General features: G+C 45.2%; 19 protein-coding genes and 1 pseudogene. 7 read left to right on the plus strand and 13 right to left on the minus strand.

What is annotated here, in order from left to right; all coding sequences use genetic code 11:
- Positions 1-167: 167 nt before the first annotated feature.
- The 3 genes and pseudogenes from PN466_RS10935 to PN466_RS10945 all read right to left on the minus strand — a co-directional run.
- Positions 168-359: pseudogene (locus PN466_RS10935) on the minus strand (IS4 family transposase); the annotation flags it as partial.
- A gap of 352 nt (positions 360-711) precedes the next feature.
- The gene (gene ftsH, locus PN466_RS10940) at positions 712-2,613 is read right to left on the minus strand and encodes an ATP-dependent zinc metalloprotease FtsH (protein WP_271939622.1); all 1,902 of its coding nucleotides are present in this window, start codon (positions 2,611-2,613) and stop codon (positions 712-714) included.
- A 139-nt stretch (positions 2,614-2,752) separates the two neighbouring features.
- Positions 2,753-3,418 carry an MBL fold metallo-hydrolase gene (locus tag PN466_RS10945; protein WP_271939623.1) on the minus strand — a complete coding sequence of 222 codons (666 nt, stop codon included), beginning with the start codon at positions 3,416-3,418 and terminating at the stop codon, positions 2,753-2,755.
- On the opposite strand from PN466_RS10945, the gene PN466_RS10950 reads away from it, so the two are divergent.
- Positions 3,417-4,886, plus strand: coding sequence for a site-2 protease family protein (locus PN466_RS10950; RefSeq protein ID WP_271939625.1), 1,470 nt, complete (start codon positions 3,417-3,419; stop codon positions 4,884-4,886). The two genes, PN466_RS10945 and PN466_RS10950, sit on opposite strands and share 2 nt — an antisense overlap.
- Positions 4,879-5,334, plus strand: a complete 456-nt coding sequence (locus tag PN466_RS10955) for a hypothetical protein (protein ID WP_271939627.1) — start codon at positions 4,879-4,881, stop codon at positions 5,332-5,334. The genes PN466_RS10950 and PN466_RS10955 overlap by 8 nt, the downstream gene beginning before the upstream one ends.
- 57 nt (positions 5,335-5,391) lie before the next feature.
- Here PN466_RS10955 and PN466_RS25945 read toward each other — a convergent pair whose 3' ends face one another.
- From PN466_RS25945 to phnD, 5 genes are all read right to left on the minus strand, one after another.
- A complete protein-coding gene (locus PN466_RS25945) occupies positions 5,392-5,514 on the minus strand; it encodes a hypothetical protein (RefSeq protein WP_271939629.1) in 123 nt (40 codons plus the stop codon).
- 48 nt (positions 5,515-5,562) lie between these two features.
- Positions 5,563-5,703 carry a nucleotidyltransferase family protein gene (locus PN466_RS25950; protein WP_271939631.1) on the minus strand — a complete coding sequence of 47 codons (141 nt, stop codon included), beginning with the start codon at positions 5,701-5,703 and terminating at the stop codon, positions 5,563-5,565.
- A 1-nt stretch (position 5,704) separates the two neighbouring features.
- Positions 5,705-6,061 (minus strand): slr1659 superfamily regulator, encoded by a 357-nt coding sequence (locus PN466_RS10970; protein WP_271939632.1) that lies wholly within the window; start codon positions 6,059-6,061, stop codon positions 5,705-5,707.
- A gap of 74 nt (positions 6,062-6,135) precedes the next feature.
- Positions 6,136-7,845: a c-type heme family protein gene (locus PN466_RS10975; protein ID WP_271939634.1), complete on the minus strand. Its 1,710-nt coding sequence runs from the start codon at positions 7,843-7,845 to the stop codon at positions 6,136-6,138.
- Between the two features lie 3 nt (positions 7,846-7,848).
- Entirely contained in the window at positions 7,849-8,934 is a 1,086-nt protein-coding gene (phnD, locus tag PN466_RS10980; RefSeq protein ID WP_313898581.1) for a phosphate/phosphite/phosphonate ABC transporter substrate-binding protein, read from the minus strand.
- A gap of 86 nt (positions 8,935-9,020) precedes the next feature.
- Here phnD and PN466_RS10985 point away from each other — a divergent pair, with 86 nt between their 5' ends.
- On the plus strand, positions 9,021-9,653 hold the full coding sequence (locus PN466_RS10985; RefSeq protein WP_271939636.1) for a DUF938 domain-containing protein: 633 nt from the start codon (positions 9,021-9,023) through the stop codon (positions 9,651-9,653).
- A gap of 174 nt (positions 9,654-9,827) precedes the next feature.
- Here PN466_RS10985 and lnt read toward each other — a convergent pair whose 3' ends face one another.
- Complete coding sequence (lnt, locus tag PN466_RS10990) at positions 9,828-11,378, minus strand: apolipoprotein N-acyltransferase (protein ID WP_271939639.1); 1,551 nt, start codon at positions 11,376-11,378, stop codon at positions 9,828-9,830.
- A 112-nt stretch (positions 11,379-11,490) separates the two neighbouring features.
- Between lnt and PN466_RS10995 the strand changes: the two genes are divergently transcribed.
- Entirely contained in the window at positions 11,491-12,105 is a 615-nt protein-coding gene (locus PN466_RS10995; protein ID WP_271939653.1) for a Uma2 family endonuclease, read from the plus strand.
- A 264-nt stretch (positions 12,106-12,369) separates the two neighbouring features.
- Positions 12,370-12,768, plus strand: a complete 399-nt coding sequence (locus tag PN466_RS11000) for a DUF6173 family protein (protein ID WP_271939654.1) — start codon at positions 12,370-12,372, stop codon at positions 12,766-12,768.
- Between the two features lie 32 nt (positions 12,769-12,800).
- On the opposite strand, the gene PN466_RS11005 is transcribed toward PN466_RS11000, so the two are convergent.
- From PN466_RS11005 to gyrA, 3 genes are all read right to left on the minus strand, one after another.
- Entirely contained in the window at positions 12,801-13,178 is a 378-nt protein-coding gene (locus PN466_RS11005; protein WP_271939655.1) for a PIN domain-containing protein, read from the minus strand.
- Positions 13,168-13,374, minus strand: a complete 207-nt coding sequence (locus PN466_RS11010) for a hypothetical protein (RefSeq protein WP_271939656.1) — start codon at positions 13,372-13,374, stop codon at positions 13,168-13,170. Before PN466_RS11010 ends, PN466_RS11005 begins: the two co-directional genes overlap by 11 nt.
- A gap of 142 nt (positions 13,375-13,516) precedes the next feature.
- Positions 13,517-16,135, minus strand: coding sequence for a DNA gyrase subunit A (gyrA, locus tag PN466_RS11015; protein ID WP_271939658.1), 2,619 nt, complete (start codon positions 16,133-16,135; stop codon positions 13,517-13,519).
- 288 nt (positions 16,136-16,423) lie between these two features.
- On the opposite strand from gyrA, the gene rplU reads away from it, so the two are divergent.
- Complete coding sequence (gene rplU / locus PN466_RS11020) at positions 16,424-16,792, plus strand: 50S ribosomal protein L21 (RefSeq protein WP_271939660.1); 369 nt, start codon at positions 16,424-16,426, stop codon at positions 16,790-16,792.
- 55 nt (positions 16,793-16,847) lie between these two features.
- On the plus strand, positions 16,848-17,114 hold the full coding sequence (rpmA, locus tag PN466_RS11025) for a 50S ribosomal protein L27 (RefSeq protein ID WP_271939661.1): 267 nt from the start codon (positions 16,848-16,850) through the stop codon (positions 17,112-17,114).
- Between the two features lie 144 nt (positions 17,115-17,258).
- Here rpmA and PN466_RS11030 read toward each other — a convergent pair whose 3' ends face one another.
- Positions 17,259-18,170 carry a hypothetical protein gene (locus PN466_RS11030; protein WP_271939663.1) on the minus strand — a complete coding sequence of 304 codons (912 nt, stop codon included), beginning with the start codon at positions 18,168-18,170 and terminating at the stop codon, positions 17,259-17,261.
- Positions 18,171-18,254: the final 84 nt, after the last annotated feature.

Genomic DNA, 18,254 nt, shown 5'->3' on the forward strand with positions numbered 1-18,254 from the left:
TCTCAGGGATTTTTTGGGCAAGTAACCCTCTAATCTGATGCTATGGTTATGCGATCGCGACCATTGAGTTGATGTTTTCAGCAAAATACCACCGAAAAAGGTCGCTATAGCGACCTTTGAGCTGCCTTGTCACCCCTTGAGGGCTCAAAGAAAAAGCGGCATCATAGGTCAAAACCATAGCGAAATAAGCTATAGGCACGGCGACCATGAGCTTCAATGATACGAATCGGCTTTTGAGCGGCCATACCAGCCTTCATCGCCCAGACAAAGGACAGAGCTAACAGAGCCAGTAGCTTAGACAGACGAGAGCCATCAGTAAAATGAGTCGATTCCAGACAAAATCCCTGGGTCTTGAGTGCCTTTTTTTTCCTGTACTGAGTCTATACATACCGGATTTGGTATTACAATTGAAGCCGTTTTATTTGCAGTTGCAGATAATCCTGGCTCGAGGCCTCTTACAGCGCTTTGCGATGTTATGGAGTACAGTTTTTAATCTTCAAATGCATGTACCACAACCTTATTCCCTATCCCTCTTTTGTCACTCTAGGCAGAGGAAAATAAGAAATTAGGGTCAAGAGAGAGGAAAGAGGTCAAGACAAACACGATTAATCAAGGAAATTAATCGTGGGAACCCCAAAGATCAGTGAGGAATAGAAAAGACCTCTAACCAATAGAGAATTAAGTTAAAGCAAACTAATTGACTATATCTCATTAAGCGCTGCCAGCTTTCACCAAATCAACCGGCGAGCTGGGTTGATTTTTCTGGTAGTCGGTGACAATTTGTCGGAAGCGATCGCCCTCAATGGTTTCCTGCTCTAATAAAATATCAACCAATTGATCCATTAGGGGGCGATGTTCCCGTAGGAGTTTGCGAGCCTGTTGATGGCAGCGCACGGCAATTTCCCGAATTTGATGGTCAATTTGGGTGGCCACTGCCTCAGAATATTCAGAACGAGTCATTAAATCTCGGCCTAAGAATACTTCATTGCCTTCACTTTCTAGGGCTAGAGGCCCCAAATCTGACATTCCTAACCGGGTGACCATTTCTCTGGCGAGTCGAGCAACTTGTTTAATATCTCCAGTAGCTCCTTTGGTCACTTCTGCATAACCAAAAACTTCTTCTTCAGCAGCCCTTCCCCCAAGAAGAACAGTAATCATATCAAGCATCCACGCACGAGAGCGCAAGCCACTATCTAAGTCTTCTTCATTCAAGACCCCTTGAGCAAATCCGCCAATTCCTCCAGATCTAGGAATAATCGTGACTTTGTTCAGAGGATCAGCATTTTTGAGCAGGGTCATTAATAAAGCATGGCCAATTTCATGATAGGCAATGATGCGCTTTTTCTTGCTATCAAGTAGGGGTTTAAGGCTCATACCAATACTGATGCGATCGATCGCATCCTCCACTTCCAGAGGAGTTATGGCTTCCTTGCGTCGTCTGGCGGTGAGGATAGCAGCTTCATTAAGAACGTTGGCTAGATCAGCACCGGAAAATCCAGGGGTACGTCGGGCGATAAGCTCTAAAGAGACATCAGCCGAAACTTTCTTATCGCGAGCATGAACCTCTAAAATCCCTAACCGGCCTTTATACGTCGGCAAATCGACCATTACTTGACGGTCAAACCTGCCAGGACGCAAGAGAGCCTGATCCAGCACATCCGGGCGGTTCGTAGCGGCAATGATGATAATGCCACTGTTGCCTTCAAACCCATCCATTTCTGTCAACAATTGGTTGAGGGTTTGTTCCCGTTCATCATTACCTCCGCCAATACCTGTACCCCGTTGACGACCAACGGCATCAATTTCATCGATAAAGACTAAACAGGGAGCATTTTCCTTGGCTTTCTTAAACAAATCTCGTACCCGCGAAGCGCCCACACCGACAAACATCTCTACGAACTCGGAACCGGAAATGCTGAAAAAGGGAACTCCTGCTTCACCGGCGATCGCCTTAGCCATCAGGGTTTTCCCGGTTCCGGGAGGCCCGACTAATAACACTCCTCTAGGGATTTTCGCGCCAATGGCTGTAAACCGCTCCGGTTGTTTTAAGAAGGTGACGACTTCTTGTAACTCTTCCTTGGCTTCTTCCACTCCAGCGACATCATTAAACACCACTCCAGTTTTGGCTTCCATCTGGAATTTGGCCTTAGATTTGCCGAAGCTTAATGCATTGCCCGCCGACTGAGAAGAGCGCTTAATGATCATCATTAATCCAATGACCACCAACAGGATTAACAACAAATTGGCTACACTACTGACCACCATGCGATTATCCGCGCTGGCTTGTTCCCCAAACTTCACCTTATTGGCCTTGAGTTCTTCAATCAATTCAGGATTACGCTCAAAAATGATGACCTCTTGTTTGGTTTGCGATCCGTCTAAGGTCACTTGAGCGCGGTTCTTCGTGGGGTCAATTTCTACAAACTCTACCTCTCCCGCTTCAATTTTTTCCAACAATTGGGTATAACTAAGCTGCTGGGACTGAGCCTGGACTGGACGATTTAAGAAACTCCAGGTGAACAGTAAGGAACTGCTCAGGGCCAAAGTCGCGCCCAGGGACATTCCTTTGCGTTTGAAGGTTTGAGCCATAGTTTTGAATTGAGAACTGTTCATAGCGTCAGATCAGGTGGTGCGATCGCCCAAAAATAGATTAGTGGATAATTTTAGTGTAACTGGGGAATGGGGAATGGGGGAAAGGTAATAGGCAATAGGCAACAAGCGATCTCCGTGTCCCCGTGTCCCCGTGTTCCCCCTATCCCCCTATCCTCCTATCTCCCCATCCTCGGATGACTCCTTGACCGCGCAGTAAGCCGGTATTCGCTCCGGGGCAGATATATTCTAGGGGTTTATCTTTGAATATATCTAACAACCGTTCGACGCTAGTTAATTGTCGCTTCCAGTGGAAAGTTTTGCTCGTGCGTAGAGGGGTGGGATGGCCTTGGGCATTGGGGAGTAGATGGCGACCGGTAAATAAGATTCCCCCTAGGGCCCGATCGTAGAGACACGATGATCCGGGAGAATGGCCCGGAGTCCATAAGGCTTGGATTTGTTCGTCAGAAAACGTTAATTCGTGCTGGAATGGGGTTACACTCAAATTGGGTAAAAGATAAGCCTCCTGTTCTTGGATGATAACTTCACAGTTAAACATTTGTTGAATTTCACGAACTTTGGCGATCGCTCCCCGATGGGTCAAAAACAGGAACTTTACTCCTCCTTGGTTTTGTAAGAAGTCTTGGTTTGTCTGATTCCAAGCGGGACAGTCAATGAGGATATTCGCTGAGTTACCTACAATAAAATAGGAGGTTGCGCCCAAGGTCTCTCGATTAGGGGGAAAGGCAAATCGGTTTTCTAAAATAACTTTAGGTTGTTTTGGAGGCTGGCTCTGCTCCTTGGGATTTGCATGATTTAAAGATGCCATGACTTTGTTATTTCTATTGTTGCTTGGACTGATCACTTATTTTATTGTGCAGCGTGGTGTGGCCAGCAGCACAAGCACTCCGGTGTGGATCTTGTGGTTGGTGATGATGACTCCGGCCTTGGCCTGGACAGTGTGGATATGGGTTCAAGGGGAAGATCAACCGCCGCCTTTGGGGGTGATGATTGCCTTGTTTGTTTTCTCTTCTCTGTTGTATTTGTATCTGATTCAGGTCGGCCGGTCTTCGCCACCGAATCGGGATACTGCTGAGTCAGAGCAGGAGTCCAAGGTTGCCCCTCCCCCTGCCTTGACCGTGGAAGAACAGCGCCAATTGCAACAGTGTTTTCCGTGGTCTGCCTATGCTCTCCATGAGACGGAATGTAAGGGCCAGGTGGTGGTTTGTCGCGGTCAGTTGCGTACCTCTTCAGACGTAGCCTATCAGACAGTGCGGGAGAAAATCGAGGCTCACTTTGGCGATCGCTTTTTGATTGTGTTTCAAGAAGGGTTTGAAGATAAGCCATTTTTTGTCTTGATTCCCAATCCCCAGTTTCAGGCAAAATCTGCCCAACCTCGTCTGACTCGACCGATGATGGCTTTAGGATTGTTGGCTCTAACGGTCTTAACCACTACACTTATGGGAACTCTGGCTTTTTCCGATCTGGTATCCCCAGAAGTCGAAGATAATCCCAATTTGTTGCTAGAAAATCCCAGTCTTTTGGCTCCCGGCTTGCCTTATGCGATCGCCCTCATGACCATTTTGGGTATCCATGAGTTGGGCCATTATCTCATGGCTCGTCGATACAAAATTAAGGCGACTCTGCCCTATTTTATCCCCATTCCTTTTTTCCTAGGAACCTTTGGAGCCTTTATCCAAATTCGCTCCCCCATACCCCATCGTAAAGCTCTGTTCGATGTGGGAATTGCTGGCCCCTTGGCAGGTTTGATGGTTACGATTCCCATTTTTATGTGGGGGTTGTCCCTCTCCGATGTGATTACCGCTTCGGAAAATACCAGCATGTTTAATTTTGATTCTCTCAATCCTAAAGCGACAGTCCTGTTAGCTATCCTCAGTAAAATTGCCCTGGGAAATCAGTTAACGACCGATATGGCTGTGAATTTGCATCCAGTAGCCGTGGCTGGCTTTTTGGGTTTGGTGATTACAGCCTTGAATTTAGTTCCCGTGGGTCAGTTGGATGGCGGCCATGTGGTTCATGCCATGTTTGGTCAACGAACAGCCGTCGCTATTGGTCAGATCTCTCGGTTATTGGTGCTGATTTTAGCATTTTTGCATCAGGAGTTCCTCTGGTGGGCGATCTTTTTATTGTTAATGCCGATCGCCGATGAACCGGCGTTAAATGATGTGACAGAATTGGATAATGTGCGGGATTTCTTGGGATTATTGGCTTTGGTGATTTTAGTGATGATTGTGTTACCGGCTCCCCCCACGTTAATTGAATGGTTCTATGGCTGATGATATCCGACAGTGGTTAGAGCAAATTCGTCAATTGCAAGAGCAAATGAGGGATGTGCAACAAGAGTGCGATCGGGCCTATGCGAGTGCTGCCAATTGGCAGCGCTTGTATGAAACGGAGGCTCAACAACGCCGAAATGATACCAAACTAGCCGCACAAAAAATCAAACGGCTTAAAGGTCAGTTGCAGAGTTTGCAGCAACCCCGACCCCAGTTATCGGGGGAAGTTACCCCCGTGGAAGAGGAGGTAGAGAAGCTTGAGTCTGTGGAGGAGATGAAGGCTAAGTTAGTGGAGATCATACAAGAGCGCGATCGACTCTTGCAAACAGTCAACAGCCTATCCCAAGCTCTGCAAACGGAAAAGGAGCAACATATCCAAACTCGCCAGAATTTAACTTCTGCCTTGGGAGATGCGATCGAGCGATTAAATCAATTGAAAAATCGGTGATGGGTAATAGTCACAAGTTAATCAATATCTAACATATGGCGTAGCCGAGTTTCATCATCATGGTTTGACATATTGTAGGACCGCTTCAGCTATCACTTCTTCCCAAAAATAACGACTTAAATCGCCTGCTGTGCGTAAATCGGCTTTCCGTCCAATTACGTTAGATAACTCAATTTCCATTCCCGCCAAACGAATCAAACCGGGAATACGATCCGGTTCAAAAGCAACTTAAAAATCTACATCACTCTCTGGGGTAAAATCATCTCTCAATACCAAACCAAACAAAGATAGTTTCTGAATATGATGGCATTGACAAAACTGGGCCATCTGCTCCTCAGAAATCTCAATGGGGAATTTTTGGGTTACCATATTATTGGATATTCAAAATTAAACTGGGCATAAACTTCTGCAAGTTCCGTAGAGATTTGCTTTGCCAGGTAAACTCTTTTGACCCTAACACCGTGAGCTGAATCTCTATCTCATTTTTTCGGAGATTAGAAACAAATTTAGACAGAACTCGAATCCCTGAACTGTTCAGAAATTCCAGGCTCTGAAAATCTAACGTTAAATCTCCTGCTTTAGAATGAACAATATCTTCTAGGAAATCACTGATATGACTGTACTCCGAAGGATCTCTCAGGCTTAATTTTCCCTCAAAGAACACCGTAGTCAATGAGGAATCATATTGAATACAGTAATCATCCTCTCGTAGTTCTGTAATCATCATTGTTCCTCTTTCAGTGTGATATCGGAATTCTCTCTAACCCTTAATTATAGCACAAAAAAAATAATGAGCAACTTCTATTCATTAGAAGTTGCTTTTCTCTTAATGACTAAAACCGTAATATCATCCACCAGACTTTGTTCCCCAATAAATCCATAAAAATCATTCAATATTGCTTGTTTAATTTCTTCAACCCTTAGATCCCAGTGCTGACGAATCACATCGCATAACTTATCCATTCCATAGGGCTGTTGCCGATCATTTTCGGTTTCCGTAATCCCATCAGTATAAAGAACAATGCCATCTCCAGGATTTAACTCTACAGATACCTGATCTAAAAACGGAATGATTTCCTCATCAAAAGCAATGGGAATCCCTAAATCCATAGTACTCACCTGCTCAATCTCTCCATTTTCTCGAACAACAATCACATCCTCATGTTGCCCTATAATTTGCAGATTTCCTTGATTGTAATTCAAAATCGATAAGGTTAAATCCCGATCTGCTTCCATTCTCTGTACATTGCGGTAGAGGGTGCGATTCAGGATATCAAAAAACTTTACAGTATCCTCTTGCTGACTTTCTTTCAGAGTCCGAATAGCCGTCTGCGTCATCACCATTAAAATCCCACTTTCCAAACCATGGCCCGTGACATCTCCAATACCAATAGTCACGACTCCATCCGTTTCTAAAACATCATAATAATCTCCTCCAATTTCTTCAGCAGGCTGCATAAATCCAGAGATATCTAAATCTTGGATTTGCTCTAGCTCGACTGGTTTAGGTAAAATCATGGCTTGCATCTGTTGGAGGATTTCTAACTCTGAACTCATGCGAGTGTTTTCAACCCGTAACTTCTTATTAAGGGTTTTAATTTTGGCATTGGCTTGCGTTAACTGGGCGGTTCGTTCTCGTACCTGATCTTCAAGTTGAGTATAGAGAAGATAGAGAGATTCAGCCATTCGGTTAAATGACCGCGCCATGAGACCAATTTCATCTGTACTGCGGTCATGAAGGGTTAACTTAGAAGTGGGGTTAGCAGCCGTTTCACTCATGACTCCACAAATGCGGATTAAACGATAGGCAACCAATTGACCAAAACCAAAATAAATCACTAGGGTAGCCACGAAAGTTAAGACTCCTAAAGCAATCCATAGATCGTGTAATGTAGATGCAAAATTAGCCCGTAAATCAGCAATAGGAACATAAATCATCAATGCCCCCACAATATCGCCCACTTGCCATCCAAACCCATTAATAGAACCATACCGTTGAATCATGCTTTTAGGTGCAACTTTCGGGTCTCCATGGCATCGCAGACAACTGGCGAAAACCTGGACTGGACTGGCTGAATAGAAGCGTTCTTCGTGATCTAACGTTGTGTAACCGGTCAATTTGTCGAGTGTAGAATTTTGACGAAATTTTTCAATAATACTCACTTCAAATTCATTCGCTGTATCAATAGGATTGGTGGGATTAATGGTTGCGGCTTTGTAAATATATTCCGGCAGAGCTAAGTTAAACTCTTCGACGACTTCACGGGTAGCAAAATTGGCAGATAAGACTTCAATGGGCACATGGTCTGTGATTTGCTCTACAGCAGGTCGCAAGGAGTAAGTCATATAGTCTTGGGTTGCTTGGGTGAAATGTAGCACTAATTCAGTGCGATTTTGAGCTTCTTTTTCCAAAACCTGAGCTTGAAGTTGGTTAATATACCAAGCGCCAGTAGCCATGACGACTATCAAACACACTAGGGTAACCAGAATGAATTTAAAACGGATAGACATTGCTTACTGAAATTCTTTAAGCTGTTGCTGCAATGCTTCTAGTTTAGTCGCTTTTTCAGCTTCGCTCAGGGTATCATCTTGTTTAAGACGTTGGATTTGTTTAGCAACTTCGAGTTCTCGAATGACATTCCAGGTGCGATCGCTCGCTGGATCAAATCCAGACCAAACTAAAGGTTCTAAGATCTCTCGGTCAGTAAATCGATAGAAAAAGTTTTGAATTGCTGTTTTCAGACAATCGGGTAAATCTTGACGATAGGCTAAGGGATCTCCGGGAATAATGGGAGAAGTCCAAATCACGCGAATGTTTTCATAGGCTTCTGGATTAGATTGTTTTAAGCGCTGTAGCGCTTCACTATTATTCGTCGCCACATCTATTTCTTGATTGGCAACCGCTAAAGCGGTATTTTCATGGGAGCCTAAAAATGATACCGATTTGAATATCGCTTGAGGTTCGAGATTATTTTGAATAAATAGATAGTAAGTCGGAACGAGGAAACCCGATGTAGATTGGCTGTCATTAAAGGCAAAGGTCAGATCCTGGGCATGTTGGAAAACCACCTTATCCCCATTCCCCTGTTCTAGATCAATTTGCGCCAGCAAGGGATGATCTTTATGCATCATCAAATGGCCATAATACCCTAAATAGCCTTGAGTGCTTACGGTTTGAGCAAAAGCTTCGGCTTGGGATTTTTCTGCGGCTTCGATATAAGATTTCCCTCCATACCAAGCGATTTGAATGTTTTTTTCTCCCATGCTAGTAATAAGCCTACCATAGTCTCCGTAGAAAGGCAGAACTGGCCTAGCGATCGCCTCTCCCATTTTCTCTAATAAGGGAGTCCAAACTTCCTCTAAAGTCTCTTCTGATTCAGTCGCTAAAATCCCAAATGTTAATTCAGTTACCTCTGGGGTACAGTTCTCTGCTCGTTCACTGCTCGCGTTTTTTCTTTCTGTGACAATTCTTTCTGAGTTAGAAGCTGAAGTACAACTGATTAAAAGAGGAGTGGAAATCAGGGATACTAAAATCCATGAAAAAACGGATTTTTTTTTAGGGAAATCATAATCAGTATTTTTTTTGCGAATATCTTGTATAGTGTGGCACGGGCAAAATAGATTGTCAAGATAACTCCAGTACTCTTAAAATGAAGATTACCAAAACTTAATTCTATATTCAATCTATGACTGCTGATTTACGACAATATGCTCCCGCAACTCAACGGAACCGAGAACCAATCTTAGAGGTTTTACAACGAGTCTTACCCCCGACAGGAACAGTTTTAGAAGTGGCGAGTGGAACCGGCGAACATGCGGTGTTTTTTGCCCCTCATTTACAACCGAGATCTTGGTTGCCTTCAGAATTTAATCCGCAGTTACTAGAGAGTATCAAGGCTTGGCAGAAGGTTTATCCTTGTGATTTTTTGTATTCTCCGATTCGTTTAGATTCCCAAAATATACCTTGGAATTTAGATAGCCATGAAGCAGAAATTACGGCCATAGTTTGTATTAATATGATTCATATTTCTCCTTGGGAAGTGTGCTTAGGATTGATGGCTGGCGCTGAACAGGTTTTGCCTTCCCAAGGTATTTTATATTTATATGGCCCTTACAAACAAAAGGGAGAACATACGGCTCCCAGTAACGCCAGTTTCGATCAATCTTTGCGCTTCTCTAATCCTCTTTGGGGGGTGCGAAATTTAGAGGATGTGATTGAGGTTGCCCAAGCTCACGATTTGCACCATTTAGAAACGATAGAAATGCCAGCGAATAATCTCTCGGTTGTTTTTGAAAAGGGAATAGGGAATAGGGAATAGGGAATAGGGTGGGCAGGGGATAGAGTTGTCGAAGTTAAATCAATAGCTTAAGCTTATTCTCCTGCCCACCCTACGGGTTCGTTGTTGCGCTTTAGCGCTAAAATATTCAGAGCGCTAAAGCGCAACAACAATGGGACTACTGCGGTTTGGTTGGGTTTCCTTCGTCAACCCAACCTACAAGAAGAGAGCGATCGGAGTGAATCCTAGGGTGAGAAAACAGAGCAGGGGTGCAATCCAATCGCCCCATTGGATGTATAGGGTTGTTGTGTTTCTGCGCTCAATGATATCGGTGTGAATTTGATAGGTGTTGCGATTAGAAACCCAGCGAGTTTTACCGTCATTTTCAACAATGGCAGAATAGCCGGTATTGGTGGCACGAATGGTGATGCGATCGCTCTCTATGGCTCGCAGAACGTCTTGGGCATGATGTTGCCATTGCATCGCAGCAGTATAATGGGCATCGTTAGACGCAGTGATGATAAATTCTCCTCCTTGTGCTGCTTGTTGGCGGAAAACCTGGGAAAATGCTGAATCATAACAAATGCCAACAATGGCTTGTCCTACGGGGGTTTGCACGACTTGATCGCGGGAACCTCTGACTAAGGTGGCTTCTAGGGGTGAGAGGCGATTAATCAGTTTGCCAAGAAGGGATTCAAAGGGGATATATTCACCTAAAGGAACGAGTTTAATTTTATCGTATTGACTGATGATTTCACCGGTTCCATCCAGGGTAAAGAGGCTGTTGGTGAGGCGATCGCCGTTTTTGCCAAATGCACCCACCCACACCGGGGTTCTCCAGTCCTGGATGGCTTTGATTAGAGGAGGATAACCCCGGTTCTGATTTGTCCACAGAAAGGGTAAGGCGGTTTCAGGAGTGAGAACAATATCAACCCCTTGGGCGGCTAATTTTTGGTATCCTTGGGTATAGCCCGCTAAGGCGTTTTGCCATCCCTGGGAATAGAGTTTGATGTCATTGGGAATATTGCCTTGAATGATGCCAACTTTGAAGGTTTCTCCGGGTTGTATAGCTAAGGATTTCTGAGAGAGAAAATAGCCGGTTGCATGGGTGGAAAACAGCAGGATTAATGCCAAAATTAGGGTTGACTTTTTCTGATTTTTATGATAGATTATACTAAAAATAAATTCTGCCACTAAGCCATTGACAGCGACTAAAGCGGCTGTAATGGTATTTGGCCCGGACAGTTGCCCTAGGTGCAAAATAGCTACATTAAATGGACTTTGAGTATAGGAGAGGGAACTCCACCACAGGTCAGAATAGCTCCAAATGCCTTCTAGAAGACACCACAAAGTCGTTCCCAATAAAACCGTATACGCGCTGCTTTTTTCGTGGGTAAAATGAGCGAAAAGTATTGCCCACAGGGTCACTAGAGTGCTTCCCCAGAGGGTAATGAAGATCCAGACACTGAGGGCGATCGCCAAACTCGCTAACCAGGGAACCCCTAACCACGTCATGGGGTGAATTCCCGTAATCCAAAATAGGGCTACCCCATGAAATCCAATTCCCCAAACCAGAGCATAGCTCAGGGTACGTTTCCAGGAATCAGAGCGCCGAACTGATACCCAGAGCGGGATCAGGGCAATCCAAGCTAAAGGCCAAGCGTTAATTGGAGCAGTCGTTATTCCCATGAGCAACCCTCCCAGTAGGGAGAGTGCCAAACTGCCTAAGTTCTCACGGATACCAAAATGTTGTTTAGATTGAAGCATTGGGTGGGCAAAGCGTTATCCTCATTCTATAGCAAGTAAGTTAGAGAACAGATTGGCGATCGCCTAAAATAGATGAGTCTCTAGCCAATTTCCATGATATCAAGAGGTCAATATGGTACAGACACCAGCCGTACCGGAAACGGAAACCCTATTACTGGAGTTACCCAAAACTCTTAAGCTTTATGTTACCCAAGAACAGTTTGAAATCCTAGCAGCCAGTAACCGAGAATTACACCTAGAAAGAACAGCAACAGGAGAGTTAATCGTGAATCCACCAACCGGTTGGGAAACTGGAGAACAAAATAGCAGTATTTCTGGCGAGTTGTATGTATGGTGGCGTAATGCAGGCGAACCCGGGAAAGTCTTTGACTCCTCTACTGGATTTATTTTACCCAATAGTGCAAATCTCTCTCCTGATGCATCTTGGGTAAGTCAAGAGCGTTGGGATGCACTGAATGAGGAACAAAAGAGAATGTTTGCTAATATTTGTCCTGATTTTGTGGTGGAATTAAGATCGCACTCGGATACAATGAAGTCTCTGCGAGAGAAAATGCAAGAGTATATGGACAATGGAGCCAGATTAGGTTGGCTAATCAATCCAAAAACCAGAAAAGTGGAAGTGTATCGAGTGGGTTTAGATGTAGAAATATTGTCAAACCCAACTGAATTATCGGGTGAGACAGTTTTACCGGGTTTCGTTTTAGAGTTGCGTCGGGTTTGGGGTTAGGGCGATCGCAAATATGCTCTAACCCATGGCAAAACTTATGAAGAAGCCCTGCAAAAGGCGAAGGAAATGTTAGAAGACTTAATTAATAGTTACCATCAGGAGGATAAACCTCTACCCCCTCGACAAGTTCTCAAACTTGCCAGTTAGAGTGGGTTATAAAAATCTCTCAAAAATTTTGACTATTCTAAAAGTTGTACTTGGGTTGTCAAAGTCAGAAAAAAAAGCTGCAATATGTAGTATCCGTTCGTTAATTGAATTTGAATCATGCATGACTTTCCTTCCTTCAAAGATCAGCCTAATGTAAACTATAATTCTATGTTAGAAGAGATGAGAAAATCTGGTGAAGAGCGAGCTGGCTATGCTAATGTAATGTTCAAATATCTTCTTGAAGAAATTCAGGAATTTGAGTCTGATTTGCAAGCTGATGAAGAGATAGCTGTTTATTTAGCTTCGTTTGCTGGTGGTATGCCTATTCGTATTGAATCGATCAATTATCGAGACCCCTATTACATAGTTTTATCAGGAACTACTGAAGAAGGTCAAAAGGTACGGCTAGTACAGCACGTAACGCAGATTAGTATATTGTTTATGCCAATAAAAGTGTCATCAGAGGACAACAGAAAACCAAGACGAATTGGATTTATGGCAGGTGCAGATATGTAGAAGAATAACGCATTCTAAAATTACATCTGTACCTACCAACCGATTACATTCAAAGGGTTCACTTTAGTAAACTCTCGATCCGCAGTCACTAAGCTTGCTGAATGATGTATTGCCATAGCTGCGATCGCCGCATCCGGTAATTTCAGTCGGTAGAGTTGGCGAATTTTGACAATTTCTGCGATTAATCCAGTATCCTTGCTACTCAAACCCACAATATTGACTCGCTGTAGAAACTGATGAAAAAGCTGGCGATCGCGTTCCGTTAACCCAGAAAAAACCAGGAATTTAATCTGGCTAACGATCGAGATCCCAATCCAGCTTGCATTTTGGAGTAATTGAATCAGTTGAGGATTTCCCTGTAACAGAGTAATAATGGCATTCGTATCCAACAGATAGCGATTACCATTCATCTCGTAACATCCGTTGTATGGCTACTGCATCTCCTTGCCAAGTCAACTGTCCTGCTAGATCGGAAAAATCATAAGTTTGGCCAGTTAATGGGGGCAAGTTTTGCTGTTGATTGAGAGTTTTAAAGGTGTCTATCATTAGGGAAATTTGTTGGATTTGTTGGGGGGTGAGTCCAGTCAGATCGAGGGTTTGAGTCATAATTTAGGATACGGACTAGAGAGTTTGCTGATATTTTACCTCAAAGCGAATTTTCAGTAATGGTATGAATGAACTTAACCCAGAAACCGGGTTTCTTGTTTCTCCTCAACTTTGGTAGGAAACCCGGTTTCTTTGCATCCCATTATTCGGCTAAGGGTTCGGGGGTCTCTGTTTCAGTGGTTAACTCTACCTCTGGCTCCCCGTCCGTCGTTTCTTCCCCTTGGGTAGGAACTAGGGCAACTGCGGCAATGGTATCGTCCTTATCTAACCGTTGCACTAATACGCCAGTTGCACCACGGGATTGTACGGAAATGGCGTTAGTAGATTGGCGAATAATAATGCCACGGGAGGTGACCATCATTAACTCGTCGTCAGGGTGAACGATGCGCAGAGCGGCTAACTCATCGTTAGCTTTATGGGATTTAAACTTAGTGGCAATGATTCCTTTTCCAGAGCGGTTTTGCAGTCGGAATTGGTTGACGGGAACTCGCTTGCCATAACCTCTAGTGGTGACGACTAATACCCAAGGGCCGAGGGTGGATGTGGTCTCGATGTCTTCAGTTTCTGGCGTATCATTAACCTCTTCTTCTTCCGCCTGATCGACCATTAGCTCGCTAAGTACGTTACCCGGAAGGATATCCATGCTAATCAAACTATCGCCGTCAACGAGTTTCATTGCTCTTACCCCGCGTGCGCTTCGACCGAGGGGACGAACTTGATCGGTGTTGGTTCTAAAATGAATGGCTTTCCCCTGGGATGAGGCAATAATAATACTGTCTTCTTCCGTCGCTCGTCTCACCCAACGCAACTGATCGCCTTCTGCTAGGGAAATGGCAATTAACCCATTGGTGCGAATATTACTGAAGGCATCAAGGGCTGTGCGTTTAATGTAGCCTTTCTGGGTGAGCATGACCAAGTATTCATGGTCGCTAAATTCCGACACGGGGATAATGGAGGTGATTTTCTCATCCATGGGAATGGGCAACATTTGCACCATGGGTGTGCCTTTGGCGTTGCGGGAGCTGCTGGGAATTTGATAGGCGAGGAGACGATAGACAACACCGCGATCGCTGAAAAACAGCAGACTATCATGATCGCAGCAGGTCAAGAAATGGTCAATGCCATCATCTTCTTTCATTTTCGCGCCCGACTTACCGCGTGTTGCCCGACTTTGGGCATCAAAGGTATCGACAGGCATCCGCTTAATATAGCCCTGTTCCGTAATTAAGATCACTGCTTTTTCATTGGCGATCAAGTCCATATCGACGAGATCCCCTTCGGCTTTTTCGATCTCGGTGCGGCGCGGGGTGGCAAATTTTTGCTTGAGTTCAGCACATTCTGCCTTAATCATCTCTAGGATGCGATTGCGGTTGGCGAGAATGTCTTTTAAGTCGGCAATGCGCCGTTGCAGTTCTTCATGTTCTTGACGGATTTTTTCGGCTTCTAGGGCAGTTAGGCGGCGCAGTTGCATTTGCAGAATGGCATCGGCTTGCAGTTCGGAGAGGGAATAGCGCTCTATTAATTCTGCTTTAGCGGTTGGAGTATCGGCAGCATGGCGAATGAGTTCGATAATTTCATCCAGGTATTGCATGGCAATCAGCAGGCCCTGCAACAGGTGGTCTCGCTCTTCGGCTTTGCGGAGTTCGTATTGGGTGCGCCGGGTGATGGTTTCGACTCTAAATTCTAGGAAGACGCTGAGGAAGTGTTTAATCGAGAGCAGTTGGGGGTCATTGTTGACGAGTGCCAACATATTGGCCCCAAAGTTGGTTTGCAGGGGAGTTTGTTTGTAGAGGTTGTTGAGAACAACTCTAGGATAGGCATCGCGACGCAGTTCGACGACGATCCGCATTCCATCGCGATCGCTCTCATCGCGAATATCAGCAATGCCTTCAATCCGTTTATCATTCACCAGTTCGGCGATCCGCTCAATGAGGGCAGCCTTATTCACCTGGTAGGGCAATTGGGTAACAATAATCGCATCCCGTGAAGGGCGACCCCGATGTTCAATGGTTTCAATGTCAGCGATGCCCCGCATGGTAATCGATCCGCGACCGAGGGTATAGGCTTCCTGAATACCAGAGGTTCCCAGAATTTTGCCCCCCGTGGGGAAGTCGGGGCCGGGAATATACCGCATGAGCGCAGTATCGGTTAAATCCGGATCGTCGATCAGGGCAACTAAGCCATCAATCAGTTCTCCCAGGTTATGGGGAGGAATATTCGTCGCCATGCCGACTGCAATACCGGCTGAACCATTGAGGAGCAGTTGGGGAACCCGTGCGGGGAGGACGATGGGTTCTTGTTGCGAGCCATCGAAGTTATCGATAAAGTCAACGGTTTCTGATTCAATGTCTTGCAGCATGGCTTCTGTAGAAATCGCCTGCAAGCGACATTCCGTATACCGCATGGCTGCTGGGGGATCGTTGTCTACGGAGCCGAAGTTACCATGACCGTTAATGAGGGGCGATCGCATGGAAAAGTCTTGCGCCATCCGCACCAGAGCATCATAAACCGCCGTATCGCCATGGGGATGATATTTACCGAGGACTTCGCCGACGACACGGGCGCATTTCCGGAAGGGGCGATCGGGGGTTAAACCCAGTTCGTGCATGGCGTATAAAATGCGGCGGTGAACGGGTTTGAGTCCATCTCTGGCATCGGGAAGCGCTCGACCTACAATCACGCTCATGGCGTATTCTAGGTATGACCGGGACATCTCATTTCTCAAGTCCGTGGGCACGATCCGATCTAGGGGGATACTCATACGGGGCAAAGCTCCATGCAGAAAACAATTCAGAAACCACGACACTTGGTATCCCCCCCCAAGTATTGGGTTTGAGCCTACCAAGTTGTGAGTGTTTACTTATCAAATTTTAACATATTTTCAGATTCAAGCCCTACTCTAGGAAGACCACTAAAATTGACAAAACAGAAATTGAAGTGCAACAATAGTGGATTGTCTGCTTAATCCCTGCTCGGATCAGGTAAGACCATATCTAAATGCTGGCGATCGCCAGCTACCTGTACGGCAACCCCAAGGAACCAATATCCTATGAGTTATGCAATTATTGAAACGGGTGGTAAACAACTGAGAGTTGAACCCGGTCGCTTTTATGACATTGAACTGCTGGCGGTAGAACCGGAACAAACGGTTTCCATTGACAAAGTGTTTTATATCCAGCATGGCGACGATATGCATGTTGGTCAGCCTCTGGTGAGTGGCGCGACGGTGGAAGGAACGGTAATGCGGCATTTTCGCGATCGCAAGGTTTTAGTCTATAAAATGAAACCGAAAAAGAAAACGCGCAAAAAACGCGGACATCGCCAAGAACGCACTCGGTTGATGATCAATTCCATTAACGTTAATGGAGAAGTGTTAGCCTCAACTCCAGCCCCTGCTGAAGCCTCTGACGAAGCTTAATTGCAGTAAAGTTTGTAAACTAGATATACAGTAGATAATCGATCTCAAAACTCCTATGGCACATAAGAAAGGAACCGGAAGTACGCGCAACGGCCGCGACTCGAACGCCCAGCGCTTGGGTGTAAAACGTTATGGTGGAGAAAATGTCCTCGCAGGTAATATTCTCGTCCGTCAAAGAGGAACTACTTTCCATGCGGGTAAAAATGTTGGTGTAGGTCGCGATTACACTTTGTTTTCTCTGATTGATGGTATCGTTACGTTTGAGCGTAATGGTAGATATCGTAAAAAAGTGAGTGTTTATCCCGCTGAAGCGACTTCGTAAATATAGCGCTACACCCTGGTAATGGGTAATGGCAACAGCAGTTTAGACCAGACAAGGGGCTTAAGCCCCTTGTTACAGTAGCTGGTCGGGTGAGCAGGAGAAAGGGGCGATACGATGGAACTTCTAGTGCGAAACCCTGCCCACCTACAGGTTAAACAATGTATAAGATATTACTTTAAGAATTACCATGTTAGTTCCCACGACAGAATTGCGGGCTAATAAATGACCGTCGAGATCGAGGATTTCTAAACGGCTAAAATCGAGTTTTCGCGATCGCCGCAACATATCGTTAGCCAGCCGTTTTTGTTGCTCTAAGGGTAGATCGTACCAGCGCCGATCGACTTTTAGCACTAAGAGACTATTCAAGAAATCGGCTTGCAGAGAATCAATTAAGCCCTCTTCATATTTTTCGGTTAAGCGATTGACTTGCTCTTGAATGGTGACAATTAACCGTTGTTCGGGTGTGAGAACGGGAGGTGGGGGTGGCGTAATTTCGACGGGAACGGGTTCGCTCATGTCTTCCTCTTCCTCTTCTTCTTGCTCAACGGGTTCTTCTATTTCTGTAATTTCAGGGAGTTCCGGTTCTTGAGTGACTTCTTCTATCGGTTCTGGAATCTCTTCTTCTGGGATCTCTTCAGGGATAGGTTCAGGTAAGATCTCCTCTGGAGGTGCTTCGGGTTCTGATTCGATCTCTGGGACTTCAACAGTTTCTGTCGGTTTAGGGGTTTCGGGGAGTTGCGCGACTTCTGGGGGACGACTGGGAATAAGGGAAACGGAGATCGCCAGAGAGAGGGCAAGAATTGCACCCAAAGCTAAACTGAGGTCAAAATCATTGATATTCCGATTCCAGGGAGTAGGTAGCCATCCGCGCACCCAGGTTAAAAACTGATTCCACACGCGAAAAATAGGGCGCTGGCGAGCGGAAAGGGGAGAGGTTTCTAGGCGATCGGCGATCGCCTGTAAACGGATAATCAGCGATCGTAATATCTTCAGCGTTTGCCGTTTCACCCAAGAGGGACTCTCTGCTGGTGGACGCTTAGAAGGTTGCCGTGCCATAATTCCCCTGCATGAAGACCAATGCCTTAATTTAGCATTGTGCGAACAATTAAAAAATAAAAAAACGCTATAATACGAAACAAA

Source organism: Roseofilum reptotaenium CS-1145 (genome assembly GCF_028330985.1).
GTDB lineage: Bacteria > Cyanobacteriota > Cyanobacteriia > Cyanobacteriales > Desertifilaceae > Roseofilum > Roseofilum reptotaenium.

Bases quoted from the DNA above. Each gene is read 5' to 3' on its own strand.
- PN466_RS10995 (WP_271939653.1), top strand. From the start codon at position 11,491: ATGGTACAGACACCAGCCGTACCGGAAACGGAAACCCTATTACTGGAG.
- lnt (WP_271939639.1), bottom strand. From the start codon at position 11,378: ATGCTTCAATCTAAACAACATTTTGGTATCCGTGAGAACTTAGGCAGT.
- PN466_RS10945 (WP_271939623.1), bottom strand. From the start codon at position 3,418: ATGGCATCTTTAAATCATGCAAATCCCAAGGAGCAGAGCCAGCCTCCA.
- PN466_RS11010 (WP_271939656.1), bottom strand. From the start codon at position 13,374: ATGACTCAAACCCTCGATCTGACTGGACTCACCCCCCAACAAATCCAA.
- PN466_RS10985 (WP_271939636.1), top strand. From the start codon at position 9,021: ATGACTGCTGATTTACGACAATATGCTCCCGCAACTCAACGGAACCGA.
- PN466_RS10970 (WP_271939632.1), bottom strand. From the start codon at position 6,061: ATGATGATTACAGAACTACGAGAGGATGATTACTGTATTCAATATGAT.
- gyrA (WP_271939658.1), bottom strand. From the start codon at position 16,135: ATGAGTATCCCCCTAGATCGGATCGTGCCCACGGACTTGAGAAATGAG.
- PN466_RS11005 (WP_271939655.1), bottom strand. From the start codon at position 13,178: ATGAATGGTAATCGCTATCTGTTGGATACGAATGCCATTATTACTCTG.
- PN466_RS10955 (WP_271939627.1), top strand. From the start codon at position 4,879: ATGGCTGATGATATCCGACAGTGGTTAGAGCAAATTCGTCAATTGCAA.
- rpmA (WP_271939661.1), top strand. From the start codon at position 16,848: ATGGCACATAAGAAAGGAACCGGAAGTACGCGCAACGGCCGCGACTCG.
- rplU (WP_271939660.1), top strand. From the start codon at position 16,424: ATGAGTTATGCAATTATTGAAACGGGTGGTAAACAACTGAGAGTTGAA.
- PN466_RS25945 (WP_271939629.1), bottom strand. From the start codon at position 5,514: ATGGAAATTGAGTTATCTAACGTAATTGGACGGAAAGCCGATTTACGC.
- ftsH (WP_271939622.1), bottom strand. From the start codon at position 2,613: ATGAACAGTTCTCAATTCAAAACTATGGCTCAAACCTTCAAACGCAAA.
- PN466_RS25950 (WP_271939631.1), bottom strand. From the start codon at position 5,703: ATGGTAACCCAAAAATTCCCCATTGAGATTTCTGAGGAGCAGATGGCC.
- PN466_RS10975 (WP_271939634.1), bottom strand. From the start codon at position 7,845: ATGTCTATCCGTTTTAAATTCATTCTGGTTACCCTAGTGTGTTTGATA.
- PN466_RS11000 (WP_271939654.1), top strand. From the start codon at position 12,370: ATGCATGACTTTCCTTCCTTCAAAGATCAGCCTAATGTAAACTATAAT.
- PN466_RS10950 (WP_271939625.1), top strand. From the start codon at position 3,417: ATGACTTTGTTATTTCTATTGTTGCTTGGACTGATCACTTATTTTATT.
- PN466_RS11030 (WP_271939663.1), bottom strand. From the start codon at position 18,170: ATGGCACGGCAACCTTCTAAGCGTCCACCAGCAGAGAGTCCCTCTTGG.